The organism is Pantoea sp. FN0307 (assembly GCF_050113815.1).
Lineage (GTDB): Bacteria > Pseudomonadota > Gammaproteobacteria > Enterobacterales > Enterobacteriaceae > Mixta > Mixta alhagi.
This window is the reverse complement of sequence record NZ_JBNJSO010000002.1, coordinates 209,566-226,864: the sequence shown is the minus strand read 5'-3', so window position 1 is coordinate 226,864 and position 17,299 is coordinate 209,566. Positions and strand designations below refer to the sequence as shown.

18 protein-coding genes and 1 other RNA gene are annotated in these 17,299 nt (G+C 54.2%); 6 read left to right on the top strand and 13 right to left on the bottom strand.

Annotated features, from left to right (window positions below; genetic code table 11):
• Positions 1–33: 33 nt before the first annotated feature.
• Together rsmI and rnpB are read left to right on the top strand one after the other, a co-directional pair.
• Positions 34–897, top strand: a complete 864-nt coding sequence (rsmI, locus tag ACQE3Z_RS08530; RefSeq protein WP_426973302.1) for a 16S rRNA (cytidine(1402)-2'-O)-methyltransferase — start codon at positions 34–36, stop codon at positions 895–897.
• A 32-nt stretch (positions 898–929) separates the two neighbouring features.
• Positions 930–1,307, top strand: an RNA gene (gene rnpB / locus ACQE3Z_RS08525) — RNase P RNA component class A.
• Between the two features lie 68 nt (positions 1,308–1,375).
• Here rnpB and ACQE3Z_RS08520 read toward each other — a convergent pair.
• The 11 genes from ACQE3Z_RS08520 to pmbA form a co-directional block, all read right to left on the bottom strand.
• On the bottom strand, positions 1,376–3,286 hold the full coding sequence (locus ACQE3Z_RS08520) for a BglG family transcription antiterminator (protein ID WP_426973300.1): 1,911 nt from the start codon (positions 3,284–3,286) through the stop codon (positions 1,376–1,378).
• A gap of 40 nt (positions 3,287–3,326) precedes the next feature.
• Positions 3,327–3,626 (bottom strand): beta-propeller fold lactonase family protein, encoded by a 300-nt coding sequence (locus tag ACQE3Z_RS08515; RefSeq protein ID WP_426973299.1) that lies wholly within the window; start codon positions 3,624–3,626, stop codon positions 3,327–3,329.
• Between the two features lie 46 nt (positions 3,627–3,672).
• Positions 3,673–4,413, bottom strand: coding sequence for a 2-dehydro-3-deoxy-phosphogluconate aldolase (dagF, locus tag ACQE3Z_RS08510; protein ID WP_426973298.1), 741 nt, complete (start codon positions 4,411–4,413; stop codon positions 3,673–3,675).
• Positions 4,410–5,531 carry a DgaE family pyridoxal phosphate-dependent ammonia lyase gene (locus tag ACQE3Z_RS08505; RefSeq protein WP_426973296.1) on the bottom strand — a complete coding sequence of 374 codons (1,122 nt, stop codon included), beginning with the start codon at positions 5,529–5,531 and terminating at the stop codon, positions 4,410–4,412. Before ACQE3Z_RS08505 ends, dagF begins: the two co-directional genes overlap by 4 nt.
• Positions 5,515–6,648: an amidohydrolase/deacetylase family metallohydrolase gene (locus ACQE3Z_RS08500; protein ID WP_426973294.1), complete on the bottom strand. Its 1,134-nt coding sequence runs from the start codon at positions 6,646–6,648 to the stop codon at positions 5,515–5,517. The genes ACQE3Z_RS08505 and ACQE3Z_RS08500 overlap by 17 nt, the downstream gene beginning before the upstream one ends.
• Before the next feature lie 47 nt (positions 6,649–6,695).
• A complete protein-coding gene (locus ACQE3Z_RS08495; RefSeq protein ID WP_426973293.1) occupies positions 6,696–7,340 on the bottom strand; it encodes a DUF4310 family protein in 645 nt (214 codons plus the stop codon).
• 13 nt (positions 7,341–7,353) lie between these two features.
• Positions 7,354–8,130, bottom strand: coding sequence for a DUF4311 domain-containing protein (locus ACQE3Z_RS08490; protein ID WP_085069922.1), 777 nt, complete (start codon positions 8,128–8,130; stop codon positions 7,354–7,356).
• Positions 8,131–8,163: 33 nt separating this feature from the next.
• Positions 8,164–8,463 carry a DUF4312 family protein gene (locus ACQE3Z_RS08485; RefSeq protein WP_250650944.1) on the bottom strand — a complete coding sequence of 100 codons (300 nt, stop codon included), beginning with the start codon at positions 8,461–8,463 and terminating at the stop codon, positions 8,164–8,166.
• Positions 8,464–8,465: 2 nt separating this feature from the next.
• Positions 8,466–8,822 carry an SFCGS family glycine-rich protein gene (locus ACQE3Z_RS08480; protein ID WP_085069919.1) on the bottom strand — a complete coding sequence of 119 codons (357 nt, stop codon included), beginning with the start codon at positions 8,820–8,822 and terminating at the stop codon, positions 8,466–8,468.
• Between the two features lie 55 nt (positions 8,823–8,877).
• Entirely contained in the window at positions 8,878–9,207 is a 330-nt protein-coding gene (locus ACQE3Z_RS08475) for a glycine dehydrogenase (RefSeq protein WP_426973291.1), read from the bottom strand.
• 406 nt (positions 9,208–9,613) lie between these two features.
• Positions 9,614–10,954 carry a metalloprotease PmbA gene (gene pmbA / locus ACQE3Z_RS08470; protein WP_426973289.1) on the bottom strand — a complete coding sequence of 447 codons (1,341 nt, stop codon included), beginning with the start codon at positions 10,952–10,954 and terminating at the stop codon, positions 9,614–9,616.
• Positions 10,955–11,129: 175 nt separating this feature from the next.
• Here pmbA and yjgA point away from each other — a divergent pair, with 175 nt between their 5' ends.
• On the top strand, positions 11,130–11,675 hold the full coding sequence (yjgA, locus tag ACQE3Z_RS08465) for a ribosome biogenesis factor YjgA (protein ID WP_085069914.1): 546 nt from the start codon (positions 11,130–11,132) through the stop codon (positions 11,673–11,675).
• A 95-nt stretch (positions 11,676–11,770) separates the two neighbouring features.
• On the opposite strand, the gene mpl is transcribed toward yjgA, so the two are convergent.
• Entirely contained in the window at positions 11,771–13,126 is a 1,356-nt protein-coding gene (mpl, locus tag ACQE3Z_RS08460) for a UDP-N-acetylmuramate:L-alanyl-gamma-D-glutamyl-meso-diaminopimelate ligase (protein WP_426973288.1), read from the bottom strand.
• A 168-nt stretch (positions 13,127–13,294) separates the two neighbouring features.
• Here mpl and fbp point away from each other — a divergent pair, with 168 nt between their 5' ends.
• Positions 13,295–14,302, top strand: a complete 1,008-nt coding sequence (gene fbp / locus ACQE3Z_RS08455; protein ID WP_426973286.1) for a class 1 fructose-bisphosphatase — start codon at positions 13,295–13,297, stop codon at positions 14,300–14,302.
• Positions 14,303–14,372: 70 nt separating this feature from the next.
• On the opposite strand, the gene ACQE3Z_RS08450 is transcribed toward fbp, so the two are convergent.
• Positions 14,373–15,938, bottom strand: coding sequence for a methyl-accepting chemotaxis protein (locus ACQE3Z_RS08450; RefSeq protein WP_426973285.1), 1,566 nt, complete (start codon positions 15,936–15,938; stop codon positions 14,373–14,375).
• Positions 15,939–16,176: 238 nt separating this feature from the next.
• Here ACQE3Z_RS08450 and ACQE3Z_RS08445 point away from each other — a divergent pair, with 238 nt between their 5' ends.
• Together ACQE3Z_RS08445 and ppa are read left to right on the top strand one after the other, a co-directional pair.
• The gene (locus ACQE3Z_RS08445) at positions 16,177–16,626 is read left to right on the top strand and encodes a DUF441 domain-containing protein (protein WP_426973283.1); all 450 of its coding nucleotides are present in this window, start codon (positions 16,177–16,179) and stop codon (positions 16,624–16,626) included.
• 102 nt (positions 16,627–16,728) lie between these two features.
• Positions 16,729–17,259 carry an inorganic diphosphatase gene (gene ppa, locus ACQE3Z_RS08440; protein ID WP_250650950.1) on the top strand — a complete coding sequence of 177 codons (531 nt, stop codon included), beginning with the start codon at positions 16,729–16,731 and terminating at the stop codon, positions 17,257–17,259.
• Positions 17,260–17,299: the final 40 nt, after the last annotated feature.

The following is a 17,299-nucleotide window of genomic DNA, read 5'->3' as shown; positions in this document are numbered from 1 at the left end:
GCTCAATATTAAATCGGCAATTCGGATGAAACAATGAAACAACACGATCGGGCAGAGATTTCTGCCAGCACGCTCTATATTGTACCCACCCCAATAGGCAATCTGGGCGACATCACCCAGCGGGCGCTGGCGGTGCTTACAAGCGTCGATCTGGTGGCTGCGGAAGATACACGTCATACCGGACTGTTGCTACAACATTTCGCCATCAATGCGCGACTGTTCGCATTACACGATCATAATGAGCAGCAAAAAGCGGAGCTGTTGCTGACGAAACTGCAGGAAGGCCAGAGCATAGCGCTGGTCTCCGACGCCGGTACGCCATTAATCAACGATCCCGGCTATCATCTGGTGCGCCGCTGTCGCGAAGCCGGTATCCGCGTGGTACCGCTGCCGGGTGCCTGCGCCGCGATCGCCGCGCTGAGCGCTGCCGGTTTGCCCTCCGACCGCTTTTGTTATGAAGGCTTTTTACCGGCCAAAAGCAAAGCGCGTTGCGATACGCTACGCGCTCTGGCTCAGGAACCACGTACGCTGATTTTTTATGAATCAACCCATCGTCTGCTTGATAGCCTGCGCGATATGATCAGCGAACTGGGGGCAGATCGCTATGTGGTGCTGGCGCGTGAGATCACCAAAACCTGGGAATCGATTCACGGTGCGCCGGTAGCGGAGCTGCTGGCGTGGATTGAAGAGGATGAGAACCGGCGTAAAGGCGAAATGGTGCTGGTTGTCGAAGGGCATCATGCCGATGAAGAGGCGCTGCCGATCGAAGCATTGCGCACCCTGGCGCTGCTGCAAAAAGAGCTGCCGTTAAAAAAAGCGGCGGCGCTGACGGCGGAAATTCACGGCGTGAAAAAGAACGCGCTGTATAAATATGCACTCGAACAGCAAGAAGGATGACAAAACGTTCAGAATGCCCTATTATCCGCGCCGAAGCTGACCAGACAGTCGCCGCTTTGTCGCCGTCCCCTTTCGGGGGAGACGGGCAGAGGGGAGGAAAGTCCGGGCTCCATAGGGCAGGGTGCCAGGTAACGCCTGGGAGGCGCAAGCCTACGACCAGTGCAACAGAGAGCAAACCGCCGATGGCTCATTCGTGAGCACAGGTAAGGGTGAAAGGGTGCGGTAAGAGCGCACCGCGCGTCTGGCAACAGTTCGTGGCACGGTAAACTCCACCCGGAGCAAGGCCAAATAGGGGTTCACAAGGTACGGCCCGTACTGAACCCGGGTAGGCTGCTTGAGCCAGTGAGCGATTGCTGGCCTAGATGAATGACTGTCCAAGACAGAACCCGGCTTACCGGTCAGCTTCACTCTTTATAAAACCCCGCTTCGGCGGGGTTTTTGCTTTATATCGCGGCAAACAGGGCTGAACAGGTATCGCTTACAGGCGACTTAAACAGTCCAGCGCCACGCTTTTAAAGCTGGCGAAGTCGCTGCTGTCGCGCAGGCGCGTCATGGCGCGCTCGCGCATAAAGGTCACAAACAGATCGTAGATCGCCATCGCCTCTTCATAGTCATCCTTGCTGATGGCTAACAGGAAAATCACATAGGCGGTTTCTTCTCCCCAGATGATGCCCTGCGGCGCTAATACGGTATAGACCACGCTTTTTTTCGCCAGCAGGCCCAGCGAGTGCGGCAGCGCAATCCCCTCGCCCAGCATGGTACTGAGAATCGCTTCGCGCTCCTCAACGGAAGGATAAAAGCTCGCGTCCACGAAGCCCTCCTGCTCCAGCTGCTGGCACAGCTGGCGAAACAGCTGTGCCTGCTCCATCGGCCGATCGATAATGCAAAAGTGACGCGCGTCGAAAAATCGCTCCAGCATGTAAGGTTTCGTGCGATCCACCAGCACCTGTTTTCCCAGCTGCTCCAGTTGATAATCGGTGGGGAAAGGTGACATCACCACTATTGGCTTGCCCTTCTCGCTTAACCGCACGGTGGAGATAACAAAATCCTCTTCAATACTCTCCTGCATCTCATATTCACGCAGCGAAATGATGCGCGTGACAACGATTTGGGGATATTTACGCAGCAGCATCGCCTGAATCATGCGTACGGTTGAATTGCCGGTATCGCATACCAGCATGACTTGAGGATGACGCTGATAGCCCACGTTATAGTGACGCTCCAGGCCAACGCCGATATGCAGCACCAGAAAACCGATCTCATTTTCACTGATCACATACGGCGTATATTTACTCCAGCTGGAAACGGCCGCCAGCGTCACGTCATACGCCATCGGATAGTGCTGCTTGATATTGGTTAACAGCGGATTGGGAATAGTGATTTGATAGCGGACGCGGGTGATCATGGTTTTGATATGCGTAAGCAGATCGGCACGCAGCTGCTGGTCGTTTTGCAGGTTATAGTTGTAGTGGGTGTTGATATAGCTAAGGATGTAATTCACCAGCGAATCGCCGTCGTCGGCGCTGATAGCGCTGGGCGCAATCTCTTCTACCCGTCGGGCGGCGATATTCAGACGCAGCCAGGCCTCTTCTGCAGGCGCAATAACTTTACCGGTAATCGGGCGCATCAGGTTAATGATATGGCGCGCCGCCGCCTGCACATCGCTCTCCACCTCATCGGCGCTGAAATCGGAAAGCGGATAGCCTTCGCTGATGCGGCGCACCGCAACGGCACAGTAAAGACGCAGGTAAAGTTCGCCCTCGTCGGTCATACGGATATTAAAACGCGCAAAGCACTGCAACAGCAGCGGCTGAAGCGTCAGCAGCACACCGCTGTTGAGCGCTTCCATCTGCAAAAGCGGGTTTTCACTATTTTCCTGCGCAATCTGATAGAGCAGATCGGTCAGGCAGGTACGAATCGCCATTTCACTGCCGAACAGCTTCATGCCGTAGCGCGGGCGCGCCTCAATGGTAAGCTGATAGCGGCTGAGCCACTCCCTGACTTCCGCCATATCGCTTTGCAGCGTGGCGCGGCTGACAAACCACTCTTCCGCCAGATCTTCGAGCTTGATCGCCCAGGCCGACGTCAGAAAACGCGTCAGCAGATAATGAATGCGCTCTGTTGAGGTACGGGGAATGCGCAAATGCGCCGGCGACTGCTGCGTCAGGCGCTGATAGCGCACCGGATCGAGAATACGCAGCTGATAGCCTTCGCCGCGACAGAGCACAAACAGCGCACCGTGATCGGCCAGCATCTCGTTAAGCATATTAATATCGGTACGCACCGTGCGCGTGGAAACCGCAAAACGGCGCGCCAGCTCATCCTGCGGCAGCGTCTCTTTTTGCAACGTATCAAATAATTGAGCCAGTCGCTGGTTCGGAAATCTCACGGCAGCTCTCCCCCTGTTGGCTACGTAAATTAACGTATCATCATGGCACAATCACCATCTGGAACGGCGCACCAATGGCAGTGTAGTCATCACTAAAACGCAGCATTCCGCTGCTGCTATCAATATAAAAACGCGTAAGGTTGTCGCTGTGCTGGTTAAGCACATAGCGCGTTTTGCCATCTTCGGACAGCGTCAAGTCGCTACGCGTCCGGAGACGCTCGATCAGGGTCAGCGTCCCGTGCGGCTGATAAGTTCCTGTAAACGCAAAAGGGGTTGCCGCAGCCAGCGGCGCAACGCCAAACAATGCCACAGATAAGGCGACAATCAGCTGTTTTCGCATAAGATTATCCTGAATCAGTATGCCGTTGCGCTGCTCCTGCCGGGCGTTAGCCCACCAGCCTTTTGGTTATCGCCAGTAGCGTTTTGACATCTTCAGGTCGCGTATCGCCAGAGCCTTGATCGATAATAGAACTGTAAATATGCGGAATAATTTTGCTGACGCCCGCATCCAGCGCAATCTGTAAAATCGCCTCATAGTTGTCCAGATCGATACCGCCGGTCGGCTCCAGCCAGAAATCGTGCTCGGCACAGGCCTGCGCCACTGCAGTAAACTCATCTCTCGCCTTCAGGCCGCCCATAGGGAAATATTTTATCGAGCTGCCGCCCATATCTTTCAGCATGGCGATGGCGGTTTCAACCGGCACGATCGCATCTGGCGCCTGGGCGCTGAGTGGTCCGGTGGAAATTTTAACTTTCCCCGGCGTTCCGGTGGGCGATACCAGGCCGTTGACCACGGTTTGTTGCTGCCCCAGCAGCGCGCGGCTGGTTGCTACGCCGGTAAATACCTGATTAACATGCTGCGGCTGTACTTCACCAGAGATCTCGCTGACCATCGCCGACTGACGCGGGTCGCCCGCGCCCAGCCCAACGGAAAGCGCATTATCAATCAGCGCGGCATACTGACGCATATCGTCGACGGCACGCTCCACGCTGGCGTAATTTTTCGATAATACGCCAACCAGCACATGGCCTTCGGCCGCCTGCCAAATGGCCCGGGCGTTATCTTTTGATCCTGCCAGAACGTTCAGGCAAACCCGGTGGTGATAAAAGTTTGGCGTCAGCGTCATGCTTGTTTCTCTCCTGTAAGTAAAGCTTTAATGCTCAGATAAATGGTGTTCAGCTGCGCCGGCGTTACGCTGCGTACGTCAGCTTCAACGATGCCTTCATTGGCCTTGTAGCCACGAAAATAGATTGCGACCGCGCCATTTTTCAGCGCCTGTACCAGCTCGCCGGTGGTCTGTCCGATAGCCGCCTCGTCAAAATGGATCTCGGCACGGGCAATATCGCGTCCGGCGGCATCCCAGACCACCCGGGCGTTAACGCCATTCAGCGTGTTCAGGTTGTCGATAAAAGGCGTCATTTTTTCAACCATCTGCGCACCGCTCTCTTTTTCCTGCGTCAGATAGTTTTCGATGGCCTGCGTCAGGCCAAGAATGCCCTCTTTTCCCACTTTCATCGCCCGACCAATGCCTGATGACTGGCGCTTAACCCACTCAACATACTGCTGTTTCCCGACCACCAGGCCGCTGGTCGGCCCTTCGATCGCTTTTGCGCCGCTGTAGATCACCAGATCCGCACCGCACTGGTAGTAGCGCTGGAGATCTTCTTCCGCTGCCGCATCAACAATCAGCGGGACATTATGTTTACGCGCCACCACTGCCGCCTGCTCCACGCTCAGATGGCTTTTCTGCACGCAGTGATGTGATTTGATATACAAAATGGCTGCCGTTTGGGGCGTTATCGCCGCAGAAAGCTGCTCTGCGGAGCATTCATTGGCATATCCTGCCTCTACCAGACGACCGCCGCCCAGCGCCACCATGGTGCCCACCGGCGCGCCAAAGTTAACGTTATGTCCTTTTGGCAACACGATATCGTGCGGCACCGTAAGCGGCGCGGCGTGCAAATTCTCCAGTAGCCAGGCGTTATCCTTCACAATCACCGCCGCTACCGACTGGGCGATCCCCGCAGAAGCACAGGAGACCACCAGCGCATTTTCCGCACCGAGTAGTCTGGCGATCCAGGCACCGGTTTTATCCACCAGATCCTTCATTTCAAAATAGTGGTTCAGGCCATATTTCACTGTATCCACTACGTCTGCCGATGGCGTGGAGACGCCAAGAATCGTCATACGCCCGGAGGCGTTGATCACCTGTTTCAGATGATATTTCTCATAAATTGAAGACATTTTTTGCTTTCCCTTCATCGGTAACCATCCACTGACCAGCAACGACCGCCGCCAGCGGGGTGAAATGCTGCGCTCCCTGTACGGTTTCGCCTTCTGAATCCTGCAGCGGGCGCGCCTCGTGGCTCAGCGTAAACAGGGTAAGATCGGCATCGAAACCGGGTTCCAGTCGCCCTTTATGCGCCAGACGCAGCCCCTCTGCCGCTTTCCAGGTCACACAGTCGATTATCTGCGGCAGCGTCATGCCAATACTGAGAAACTTCGACATAACGTGCGCCAGGCTCTTCACTGGTCCCTCGATCCGATTACGGCAATAAATATCAGAGCTGATGGTATCGGGCAGAATGCCCTGCGCGATGGCGCGCCGCGCTACTTCAAAGCTGAAGCTGGCGCTGCCGTGGCCGACATCCAGCCGTACGCCACGCTGCAGCGCTTTTTTCACCGCCTGTCGCAGCTCGCCTTCTGGCGTCAAAATGCGGTTCGGCTTGCCGTTATAGCAGTGGGTAATAATGTCCCCTGCGGTCAGCAGCCCGGCGATATCGTCCAGATTCGGCGGGTTATTGCCGATATGCACCATCAGCGGCAGATCACCATTCTCCTGCTGGATCTCTTTTGCCAGCTGCAGCGGCCGGATGCCGTTTTCTCCCACCACGCTGCTGCTGATACGCGCCTTGATGCCGACAATAAAACCAGGCAGGCGCTGTAGCGCAGCGTGCACGGCGGGCTTATCGATCTGGCTAAGATCGGCCAGCTCGTTTTGCGTGACGATGCCGGTACGGGCGATATTAAGCAGCGCATAGACCTGCGTTCGCGCTTCACGGGTTAGCTGCCGGAGATCGTCGACATCATCCGCGCCGGTGCTGCCCGCATCCACCACGGTGGTCACGCCAGTCGCGACGCCGATGCTGTCCGCCTCATCATAATAAATCGGTGATTTGGGATAACAGTGAACGTGCGAATCAATCCAGCCTGCGCTGAGATAAACACTGCCATCCAGTAGCCGCTCATCTTTTGCTGGCGCGGTTACCTCACCAATGGCGGCAATTTTCCCGTCCTGGATAGCGATATCGACCAGCCGCTCATCCACCAGACGGGCGCGACGAATAATCAAATCGAACATAACAACTCCTTCTGGCGGGCCGGCCTGGGCAGCAAGCCCGCTGTGGTTTACAGCGCCACCGGAAAAATAGCGCCCAGCACCATTGCGCCAAGGATCGCGCCGCCGGTAATCGGCTTATTCCACAGGTAAAACAGCAGCGCGCCGATCAGCGAACCGAGACCGATAGGAATAGAGGCACCCATCGCAGAGAGGATAATTAACGGCCCGAGGAAGCGCCCGGAGGTGTTGCCTGCTCCCATCATCACATCTGCACCGTAAGTAGAGTCGCTCTGGTTGATGGTGAATTTACGCGCCAGAATAATGACGTAGCCAATCGCCACACCGATAATCAGGCCGGTCGCCAGCGAAGCGGCAAAGTTCGCCACCGGAAAGATAATGCCTGCGCCCAGCAACAGTGCCGGAACGCCCAGCCCAACGCCGGTCTGAATCGCACCGCCGATATCCAGAATGCCCACCAGCGAGCCTTCGATAATGCGTGCAAACAGAAAGCTGGCGCCAAAGGCGGCTACCGCGCCATAGGCGCCGGTTTCCATCCCGGCGCGCAGCATGGAAACAAAGGCAACTTCGTTAAAGGCGCCGATGCCATACAGGTAATACATATGGGTACCGGCGAATACACCGGCGGAAAGCAGGCCAACAAAGATCGGGAAGGACCAGTCGGCGTACCAAAATCCACTTTTAGTCTCGTTCATCGTATGCTCCCGGTTATTTGCCGCTCAGGCTGTTATGGATCATCTCAAGCCAGCCCGGCACGCCCGCATGGAATGATTCCAGCAGTTTGATATCGAAGCCGCGGAAGAAACCGCTCAGCACAAACAGCAGAACAATCGAGACCATCATGACTTTGGTGACTTTGTTCCAGCCGCTTTCTTCCACGCCTTTGCCAATCAGAATGCCCAGCACCAGGCCTGGCACGGCGTTGCCCATAATCAGCTGTGCCAGCCCGCCGAAAATCGTGGCCCAAAAGCCTGATTTTTTTCCGGCATCAATCGCTGCCAGCCAGAAGATCACCGGCATGACCGTATTCACCAGCAAATTAGCGGCCGGAACCAATACCTTAACTGCCGTGACCTGTAGCGCTTCCGGCACCGCCGAAGCGGTTGAGTTCAGGAAGGCCACCACAAACATGCCGATAAGGCCGCAGGCAATCGCCATTTTTTTCGGGTCGTGTAGCGTTTCAGCGACGTTGCGGTTTTTGATCATGAGCGCGGCCGCGCCCCAGTTAGGGATAATGCGATGATCAACATCCTGCGTAAAAGAACCGGCGGCCACCGAGGAGGCCCATGCGTTAAAGAAGAAGCCGAGGCCAAAGGAGAAGTGAGAGGCAGGATCGCCTTCACAGGAGTTAAGTTCGCCCAGTGTTCGAAATGCGCCCATGCCCTGAGAGGTTGGCGCATGGAACATGCGCGCGGCACCTGCGCCGACGCCCACGCCGACCAGCCCCCCAATCACCAGCGACTTAAGCAAAATAATTAAAAACATCAGTTTTTCCTTATGTCTTATCGCCTAACGTTTTTATTGCGCGATCGTAAATTCCACCTTGTCGGTATCAATCACGGTCACGTTGACGGTAATTTCCAGCTCCACGCTGTAGCTCCGTCGTTCACGCGGCAGAAAAAAGAACAGAAACTTCTCTTTTCTGACGCTTTGCTGCGCACGAATAACCTTTACGTCCTGTGGCTCGATGCGCAGCAAAACTTTCTGGGTGGACTGCAGCACCTTGTGCTGCACATGGCTGAGCGCATCGGCAAAAGCTCTGCTTTGCGTATCGCCTTTGCCGCTGACCAGAACCGAAGTGGTGAATTGCTGTTTCATGTTTAGCTGCCGTATTTTTTATTCCAGGCCAGCACCAGCTTCTCGCCCAGTTCCTCTTTATCCATAAAGCCAAATCCCAGTACGTTGGCGCCTTCGTTAATCGCCGTCACGCCTTCATCTATCGAGCGCATGCCGTGTTTGGCCTTATAGCCATATTTGTTTTGCGCCGTGATCGCGCCTGCACCGCCGCTGCCGCAAAAAGAGATGCCGAAGTCGGCGTTTTCCGCCTTCATCACATCGCCCAGTTTCATATCCGCCGCGACGCCAGGCACCACTACCGCACGCCCGCCCGCTTTTTCGATCCCGGCCGCAACTTTTTGTCCTTTACCTAAACGATCGCCAATCACTACGGTTACCATATTGCGTTCCTTCTGTTGGGTTGCTAACTGCTGGCTGGCCTCGGCCTGCCGTTGATTAATTTGATTTCGCTACTTCGAAATGAACCGAAAGCAGCCACGTCTCTTCACGTGGCAGGTTGCCAAACAGATCCACGACCTGCTGTGCCAGCCGCATTGATTCAGGAGAGATATCCTCAAACAGTTCCGCTTCAACTTCTGGCAGCGGCTCACCGGTTAATGAGCGCAGCGCCATAGCGCGTACGTGGGAAGCCAGCATCTGTTGCTGTACCGCATTGGCATGAATAGCCTCTGCGGCAAAGATCTGGTCTATTTGTTTTTTTACCTGTTCGGCAAGCGCATCTATTTCTGCATCGCTGACCGGCTTTTGCACCGCACTGTTATTCACCTTTCCCACTCCTGATTGCCTGAAGGTCCATTTGTTTCGCGTTGAAAACAAAGTAGCGCTATCGCCGGTGGGTTTGTAGCCCGAATTTTTCCGCCACGAAGTGGAAATAACAGCGCATCCGCTGCGCAAAGTCGCAAAAAAGTTATTCTGTGCAAAATAAGGGGAAAAGAAACCCATTTCATGCAGGGAATAGCGCGAATTTACGCAACAGTCAGAAATAAACAGCGGGAACGAAAAAGAGGGAAACGCCCTATTTTTTTATAAATAAGAAAAAGTTATGAATAAAAAATGGTGAGGAAATGTGAGTTGGCACCCATTATTTAGTAATAGGTTAAAAAGAGGCATTTTATGGTGCTGATTACAAAAACCGGATACGCCAGCGCACCCGGTTTTTATATTTATTCCATTATTGTCCGGCGATGCTCATTTCCGGCAGCAGCACGGAGCCGCACTGGATATTACTACGTGCTTCAATATCGTTGCCTACGGTCACAATATTACGCCACATATCTTTCAGGTTGCCGGCAATGGTAATCTCGCTTACCGGATACTGAATTTCGCCATTCTCAACCCAGAATCCCGCTGCGCCGCGTGAATAGTCACCGGTGATGCCGCTTACGCCCTGCCCCATCAGCTCAGTGACAACCAAACCCTTGCCCATCTGTTTAAGCAGATCGTCAAAGCTGCTGCCCTGACCCGCGATACGCCAGTTATGGATGCCGCCCGCATGACCGGTGCTTTGCAGCCCCAGCTTACGCGCCGCGTAGCTGGTCAGCAGCCAGGTTTGTAGCACGCCCGCCTTGACGATCTCACGATCCTGAGTGCGTACGCCCTCGCTATCAAACGGCGTGGAAGCCAGCCCTTTTAACAGATGCGGCTTTTCTTCAATGGTCAGCCATTCCGGCAGGATCTGGGTGCCCAGCGCATCAAGCAGGAAGGTGGATTTACGATAGACGCTGCTGCCGCTGATTGCGCCAACCAGGTGACCAAACAGGCCAGTTGCGACTTCCGGGGCGAAAATGACCGGTGCCTTCATGGTTGGCAGCTTGCGCGGTGCCAGGCGTGACAGAGTACGGCGTGCGCACTCTTGCCCAACCCACTCTGGCGACTGAAGATCGTCTAATGCGCGGCCAATGGTATAGGCGTAATCACGTTCCATATCCCCTTCCGCTTCGGCGATCACGCAGCTGGAGAGCGAGTGGCGGCTGGAGCAATAGCTTTGCAGCATACCGTGACTGTTGCCAAAGACTTTAATCCCGACGTGACTGTTGAAGCTGCCGCCTTCGGTATTGGTAATACGTTTATCCGCCTGCAGCGAAGCCTGCTCCGCACGCGCCGCCAGCTCGATCGCTTTGTCAGGATCGATCTCCCACGGGTGGAAAAGATCGAGATCCGGCGCGTCAAAGGCCAGCAGCTCGCGATCGGCCATCCCGGCATAGGGATCGGGCGAGGTGTAACGGGCGATATCTACCGCTGCCTGTACGGTGCGTTTGATTGCGTCACTGCTGAGATCGGTGGAAGAGGCGCTTCCCTTGCGGTTTTGGTAGTAGACAGTAATGCCCAGCGCGCCATCGCTGTTAAACTCAACGTTTTCTACCTCACCATAACGGGTACTGACGCCAATACCCGTGGTTTTACTGACCGCTACCTCAGCGCCGTCGGTACCTGCTTTCGCCAGCTCCAGCGCCTGGGCTACCGCCTGCTCCAGCACTTTACGTTGTTCTGCAACCTGAGTGAGTATTTTCATTGATCTACCATAATATGATGAGTACGGTCTGCCTGCGCCGGCGGGTCCTGCTGAGCCAGACATTGCAAGGCAACGCGTGAGTTGTATCCTTATCTGGAGTCTAACAGAGTCAGAGAACAATTTCGCAGTAGCCGCGTAACCTGATAGCATTAGCCTCTTTTTCAGGAGCCTGATAATGACGAAACACCCCGAAGAGTGGCTCGACGACGTACCGGATAATCAAGAAGAAGAAGATGAAGAGATTATCTGGGTCAGTAAGAGTGAGATTAAACGTGATGCCGAGGAGCTAAAGCGACTCGGTGCGGAGATGGTCGATCTGGGGAAAAACTCTCTTGATCGCCTGCCGCTGGATGAAGAGCTGCGCGACGCGATCGAGCTGGCGCAACGCATCAAGAAAGAGGGCCGACGCCGTCAAATGCAGCTGATTGGCAAGCTGCTGCGCGCGCGCGATCCCGATCCGATCTACCAGGCGCTGGATAAGCTGAAGAACCGGCATAACCAGCAGATTGCACTGTTCCATAAGCTGGAAGCGATGCGCGACCGTTTAGTCGAACAGGGCGATGACGCAATGCCTGAGGTGCTTAACCTCTATCCACATGCCGATCGCCAGCAGCTACGCAGCATGATCCGCAACGCGCAAAAAGAAAAGGCCGCCAACAAACCGCCAAAGTCGTATCGTCAGATCTTCCAGTATCTGCGCGAACTGGCTGAAAGCGCGTAAGTTGTCGTGCCCCGCAGCAACAGCGTTACGCTCTCCACACTGAGCGTAACGCTGACTTCCCACCGTTAATGATGCGGTTTGCGCTTGACGTTCCGTTATTTTGCTAAGCGATCCAGCAGTTTCTGATGAATACCGCCAAAGCCGCCGTTGCTCATTACCAGAATGGTATCGCCCGGATGCGCATGTTTGGCGATCATCTCTACCAGGGCATCAACATCAGCGCTCCAGAAAGCGGGCTGGATGCAGGCATCCGCCACTTCTGCTACCTGCCAGGGAATATGATGCGGCTGGAAAAGAAAGACTTCATCGGCACGCCCCAGAGCAGGCGCGAGGTCATCTTTGCTGACCCCCAGCTTCATGGTGTTCGAGCGTGGCTCCAGCACGGCAAGGATACGGGCGGTGCCACCTACTTTGCTGCGCAGCGCAGCCAGCGTCGCCAGAATCGCCGTAGGATGATGAGCGAAGTCGTCATAGACTTTAATGCCGCTGGCTTCGCCGCGCAGTTCCAGACGCCGACGCGCGTTGATAAATTCATCCAGCGCGCGTCCGGCATCTTCCGGCTTCACGCCAACGTGTCGCGCAGCGGCAATAGCCATCAGGCCGTTATGCATGTTGTGTTCGCCCACCAGCGACCAGTTCACTTCCGCAACGCGTTCGCCATCCAGCCAGGCTTCCCAACATGAAGCGTCCGCCGTCACTTTTTTCGCCTGCCAGCGGCCGTTCTCACCCACCGTTTCCTGCTCGCTCCAGCATCCCATCGCCATTACCTGTTTCAGGTTGGTATCGTGCTCCGGCAGCAAAATTTTGCCCTGACCCGGCACGATACGGACTAAGTGATGGAACTGCTTCTGAATTGCGCGCAGATCGTCAAAAATATCGGCGTGATCGAATTCGAGGTTGTTCAAAATCAGCGTGCGCGGGCAGTAATGAACAAACTTGGAGCGCTTATCAAAAAAGGCGCAGTCATATTCGTCAGCCTCAATCACGAAGAATGGGCTTTTTCCTAAAGTTGCCGATACCGAGAAATTTCCCGGCACGCCGCCAATAACAAACCCCGGTTCCAGCCCGCAAGCCTGTAAAATCCACGCTGTCATGCCTGCGGTGGTGGTTTTCCCATGGGTTCCCGCAACGGCGATCACCCAGCGGTCGCGCAGCACAAAATCATGCAGCCACTGCGGTCCGGACATATAGGGAATATTGCGCTCAAGCACCGCTTCAACGCAGGCGTTGCCCCGCGTCATTGCGTTGCCGATAATGACTAAATCGGGCGCGGGATCGAGCTGACTGGCGTCGTAACCCTGAATCAAATCAATGCCTTGATTCTCCAGCAGCACGCTCATGGGCGGATAAACGTTGGCGTCAGAGCCGGTGACTTCATGGCCCATCGCACGCGCCAGCATCGCCAGCCCGCCCATAAAAGTGCCACAGATACCCAGGATATGAATACGCATAAAAGATCCGTTTTCGAAAAAGTTCGGGGCACAGTGTAGCGCCGAGCAGCGCGGGAAGAAACGGATTTGACCTATGGTCTTTGCGGTTCATTCCGTTAAACTGCGATGGCATACGTTGCAGCTTTGTACCCTATGCTGCTACTCCATCGTAGATTCAGGGATTGTGTTATGAAAACATTAGGCGAATTCATCGTCGAGAAGCAACACGACTTTCCGCATGCCACAGGTGAACTGACGGCGCTGATCTCCGCTATTAAGCTCGGTGCTAAAATTATCCATCGCGATATTAATAAAGCCGGGCTGGTTGATATTCTGGGCGCCAGCGGCGTTGAAAACGTTCAGGGCGAGCAGCAGATGAAGCTCGACCTGTTCGCCAACGAAAAACTCAAGGCGGCGTTAAAAGCGCGCGGCATCGTAGCCGGCATCGCGTCTGAAGAAGAGGACGAAATCGTTATCTTCGAAGGCGTGGAAAATGGTAAATATGTGGTTTTAATGGACCCGCTGGATGGCTCGTCGAATATCGATGTCAACGTGTCGGTCGGTACGATTTTCTCTATTTATCGTCGCGTGACACCACCCGGTACGCCAGTGACCGAAGCGGACTTTATGCAGCCAGGCAATAAGCAGGTGGCTGCAGGTTACGTGGTTTACGGCTCCTCAACCATGCTGGTTTATACCACGGGCTGCGGCGTACATGCCTTTACCTACGATCCGTCGTTGGGCGTATTTTGTCTGAGTCAGGAGCGTATGACCTTCCCGGAGAAGGGCTATACCTACTCCATTAACGAAGGCAACTATATTCGCTTCCCGCAGGGCGTGAAGAAGTACCTGAAGTTCTGTCAGGAAGAGGATAAAGCGACACATCGTCCTTATACCTCGCGTTATATCGGCTCTTTGGTAGCGGATTTTCACCGCAATCTGCTGAAGGGCGGCATCTATCTCTATCCCAGCACCGCCAGCCACCCCAGCGGTAAGCTGCGCCTGCTGTACGAGTGCAACCCGATGGCCTTCCTCGCCGAACAGGCAGGCGGTAAAGCCAGCGACGGTAAAAACCGTATCCTTGATCTACAGCCGGAAGCGTTGCATCAGCGTTGCCCCTTCTTTGTCGGTAACGATGCGATGGTTGAAGATGTCGAGCGCTTTATGCGTGAATATCCAGACGATCATCAGGCTTAAAAGATAAACAAGGCCGCCCATGATTCGGGCGGCCTTTTTCATTATGGCCCGATGCGCCTGCCTGCTGCGCTTATTTCGCTATACTTACCCGAAACTGCGACATGCTACTTACCAGCTGACGCGACTGCTCTTCCAGCGACTGCGTGGCCGCTGTGGCCTGCTCGACTAATGCGGCATTTTGCTGCGCCACTTCATCCATCTGACTCACCGCCTGATTGATCTGCTCGATATCGTGGCTTTGCTCCAGCGATGCGTCAGAAATCTCTCTCATCAGGGCGGTAACATGTTTCACTTCGGTCGCGATAGCATTTATGGTTGCGCCGGCGCGCTGCGCCATGTCGCTCCCCTCTTTCACCCGACCTTGCGACTCGCCAATTAACTGACGGATCTCTTTTGCCGCTCCTGCGCTGCGCTGCGCCAGGTTGCGCACTTCACTCGCCACCACGGCGAAGCCGCGCCCCTGCTCCCCAGCGCGCGCCGCCTCCACCGAGGCGTTCAATGCCAAAATATTGGTCTGGAAAGCAATGCCGTCAATAACGCCCAAAATATCAGCGATATGGTTGGCGCTTTCAGCTATTTCCTGCATCTTGCCGGTAACGCTGCTGACCTCTTCAGCACCCGTTTCGGCAGTAGTGGAAACATTGCGCGCCAGCTGATGCGCCTGCAAGGCATTGTCAGCGTTCTGTTTCACCGTCAGGGTTAATTTTTCAATGCTGTCCGCCGTTTGCTTCAGCGAGGCCGCCGACTCTTCTGTGCGCTGTGACAGGTTGAGATTGCCTAACGAAAGTTCACGACTACCCACATCGATTTGTAACGAGGCTTCCATCACCTGGCTAACGGAATCAAGCAGTCCCTGTTGCATTTTTCTCATCGCTTCAAGTAAGCGCCCCAGTTCATTGCGGCCCGCATCCGGTATCGGCTGCGTCAGATCGCCGATGGCGATATGTTCCAGCTGTTCAACCGCCTGATTCAATGGTTTAAGCAGCACCGCTTTTAATGTCATCCATGCGATAACCAGCAGCGTCAGGGTTAACAGGCAGCAGACGATAATACTGATCTGCATTACCTGCTCATTCAGTTTCGCCTGCTCCAGGCGCATATTGCTGATTTGATTAGCGTCCTGCGCGAAGGCATCAAACGCCTGTTGATAGCCGCCGGTAGAAGAGGTAAGCACATTTCCTACCAGCTGGTAATAAGCACTGGCGTCTTTATTTTCCAGCGCCTGTAATAAAGGGTCGATGCCTTGTTGTCTGTAACGTTGATAGCTGGCTTCAAGCGACGTAAATAGCTCTTTGCCGTTTTCTGTATCGATATGACTGGCAATGACCCTGTCCATCGCTTTTTGCGCTTGTCGGATATAACCGATCACGCGGGTAATATTTTTTTCTGCTTCCGCCCGTTGATTATTGCTGAGTTGGTAAAACGCCGTCGCCGCCGTGGCACGTGCGCGAAACAGATTACTGTTATGCTGATAAAGCGGACTGATGATCTCGCTGTCGATATAATCAATTTCCTCAAGAAAATCATTTGATTTTTGCACCGCGCTAAGCCCAATAACGCTGACGATAAGCAACAGCAGCGTGACTGTTGTTAGCAGGAAAATTAATGCTGTACGCAACGATATATTTTTCAACATAAGATAGTTTCCATAAAATAATACATTCTGCGTTCCTTCGTCTGAAGATCATGGTGAATTCTTATTGTTCTCTATAAATATCGGCATAATTAACAAACTCTATAACGGACATAACTTACTAATTTGCGTACTAATGATATTTCTGCGCGTTAATACTTCTGGCGCAGCCACTGCTCGCCTCCGCCGGTATCCGTTGTTATAGTATTTTTTTGTTTCCTGTCGGGTCATGGAGCGTTACATGACGGCCTTTGCCTCAATATGTATTTTGCTGGTTCTCGGTGGTTTGAGTTTGTTGGTTCACAATACCGCCGTGACGCTCTCCGTCGCGGCGTTGTTGGTGATTAAATTAACGCCGCTGTCACAATTTTTCCCCTATATCGAAAAGCAGGGGCTGACCCTGGGGATCATCATTCTTACTATTGGCGTGCTTTCGCCGCTGGTCAGTGGCTCTCTGCCGCTTAATACGCTATTGAAATCTTTTCTCGACTGGAAATCATTGCTGGCGATTGCGGTAGGGATCCTGGTTTCCTGGCTCGGCGGGCGCGGCGTCACGCTGATGAGCAGCCAGCCAACCATTGTCGGCGGCCTGCTGATCGGTACGATTATCGGCGTTTCCCTGTTTCGCGGCGTGCCGGTGGGCCCGCTGATCGCGGCCGGACTGGTTTCGCTGTTTATTTTCAATAAATAACCCTGGCTGGAGCATTCCGAAAGCGGAAAAAGGGGGCATACTTTCATTGTCAGTTGGCTATAATAGCCGTCACTCAACTTATGACGAATGAAGGAAAGCGAGATGAGTTTGAACCAGGTTCCTGCCGGTAAAGACCTGCCAGAAGATATTTATGTCATTATCGAGATCCCGGCTAATGCCGATCCGATCAAATATGAAGTAGATAAAGAGTCTGGCGCGCTGTTTGTTGACCGCTTTATGTCGACTGCTATGTTCTATCCGTGCAACTACGGTTATATCAACCACACGCTGTCTCTGGATGGCGACCCGGTTGACGTACTGGTGCCGACACCGTATCCGCTGCAGCCGGGTTCAGTCATTCGCTGCCGTCCGGTTGGCGTGCTGAAAATGACCGACGAATCAGGTGAAGATGCGAAGCTGGTTGCCGTACCGCACACCAAGCTCTCCAAAGAATACGATCACATTAAAGATGTGAACGATCTGCCGGAACTGCTGCGTGCCCAGATTACCCATTTCTTTGAACATTACAAAGATCTGGAAAAAGGCAAGTGGGTTAAAGTTGAAGGTTGGGATAACGCGGAAGCGGCCAAAGAAGAGATCCGTACCTCTTTCGAACGCGCTGCGAAGAAGTAATGCCCATCGGGTGAGAGCCCTCTTACCACTATGTAAAGCC

Bases quoted from the DNA above. Each gene is read 5' to 3' on its own strand.
- ACQE3Z_RS08490 (WP_085069922.1), bottom strand. From the start codon at position 8,130: ATGTTTTTAATTATTTTGCTTAAGTCGCTGGTGATTGGGGGGCTGGTC.
- ACQE3Z_RS08445 (WP_426973283.1), top strand. From the start codon at position 16,177: ATGACGGCCTTTGCCTCAATATGTATTTTGCTGGTTCTCGGTGGTTTG.
- pmbA (WP_426973289.1), bottom strand. From the start codon at position 10,954: ATGAAAATACTCACTCAGGTTGCAGAACAACGTAAAGTGCTGGAGCAG.
- dagF (WP_426973298.1), bottom strand. From the start codon at position 4,413: ATGACGCTGACGCCAAACTTTTATCACCACCGGGTTTGCCTGAACGTT.
- mpl (WP_426973288.1), bottom strand. From the start codon at position 13,126: ATGCGTATTCATATCCTGGGTATCTGTGGCACTTTTATGGGCGGGCTG.
- rsmI (WP_426973302.1), top strand. From the start codon at position 34: ATGAAACAACACGATCGGGCAGAGATTTCTGCCAGCACGCTCTATATT.
- ACQE3Z_RS08515 (WP_426973299.1), bottom strand. From the start codon at position 3,626: ATGCGAAAACAGCTGATTGTCGCCTTATCTGTGGCATTGTTTGGCGTT.
- ACQE3Z_RS08505 (WP_426973296.1), bottom strand. From the start codon at position 5,531: ATGTCTTCAATTTATGAGAAATATCATCTGAAACAGGTGATCAACGCC.
- ACQE3Z_RS08480 (WP_085069919.1), bottom strand. From the start codon at position 8,822: ATGGTAACCGTAGTGATTGGCGATCGTTTAGGTAAAGGACAAAAAGTT.
- yjgA (WP_085069914.1), top strand. From the start codon at position 11,130: ATGACGAAACACCCCGAAGAGTGGCTCGACGACGTACCGGATAATCAA.
- fbp (WP_426973286.1), top strand. From the start codon at position 13,295: ATGAAAACATTAGGCGAATTCATCGTCGAGAAGCAACACGACTTTCCG.
- ACQE3Z_RS08495 (WP_426973293.1), bottom strand. From the start codon at position 7,340: ATGAACGAGACTAAAAGTGGATTTTGGTACGCCGACTGGTCCTTCCCG.
- ACQE3Z_RS08450 (WP_426973285.1), bottom strand. From the start codon at position 15,938: ATGTTGAAAAATATATCGTTGCGTACAGCATTAATTTTCCTGCTAACA.
- ACQE3Z_RS08500 (WP_426973294.1), bottom strand. From the start codon at position 6,648: ATGTTCGATTTGATTATTCGTCGCGCCCGTCTGGTGGATGAGCGGCTG.
- ppa (WP_250650950.1), top strand. From the start codon at position 16,729: ATGAGTTTGAACCAGGTTCCTGCCGGTAAAGACCTGCCAGAAGATATT.
- ACQE3Z_RS08485 (WP_250650944.1), bottom strand. From the start codon at position 8,463: ATGAAACAGCAATTCACCACTTCGGTTCTGGTCAGCGGCAAAGGCGAT.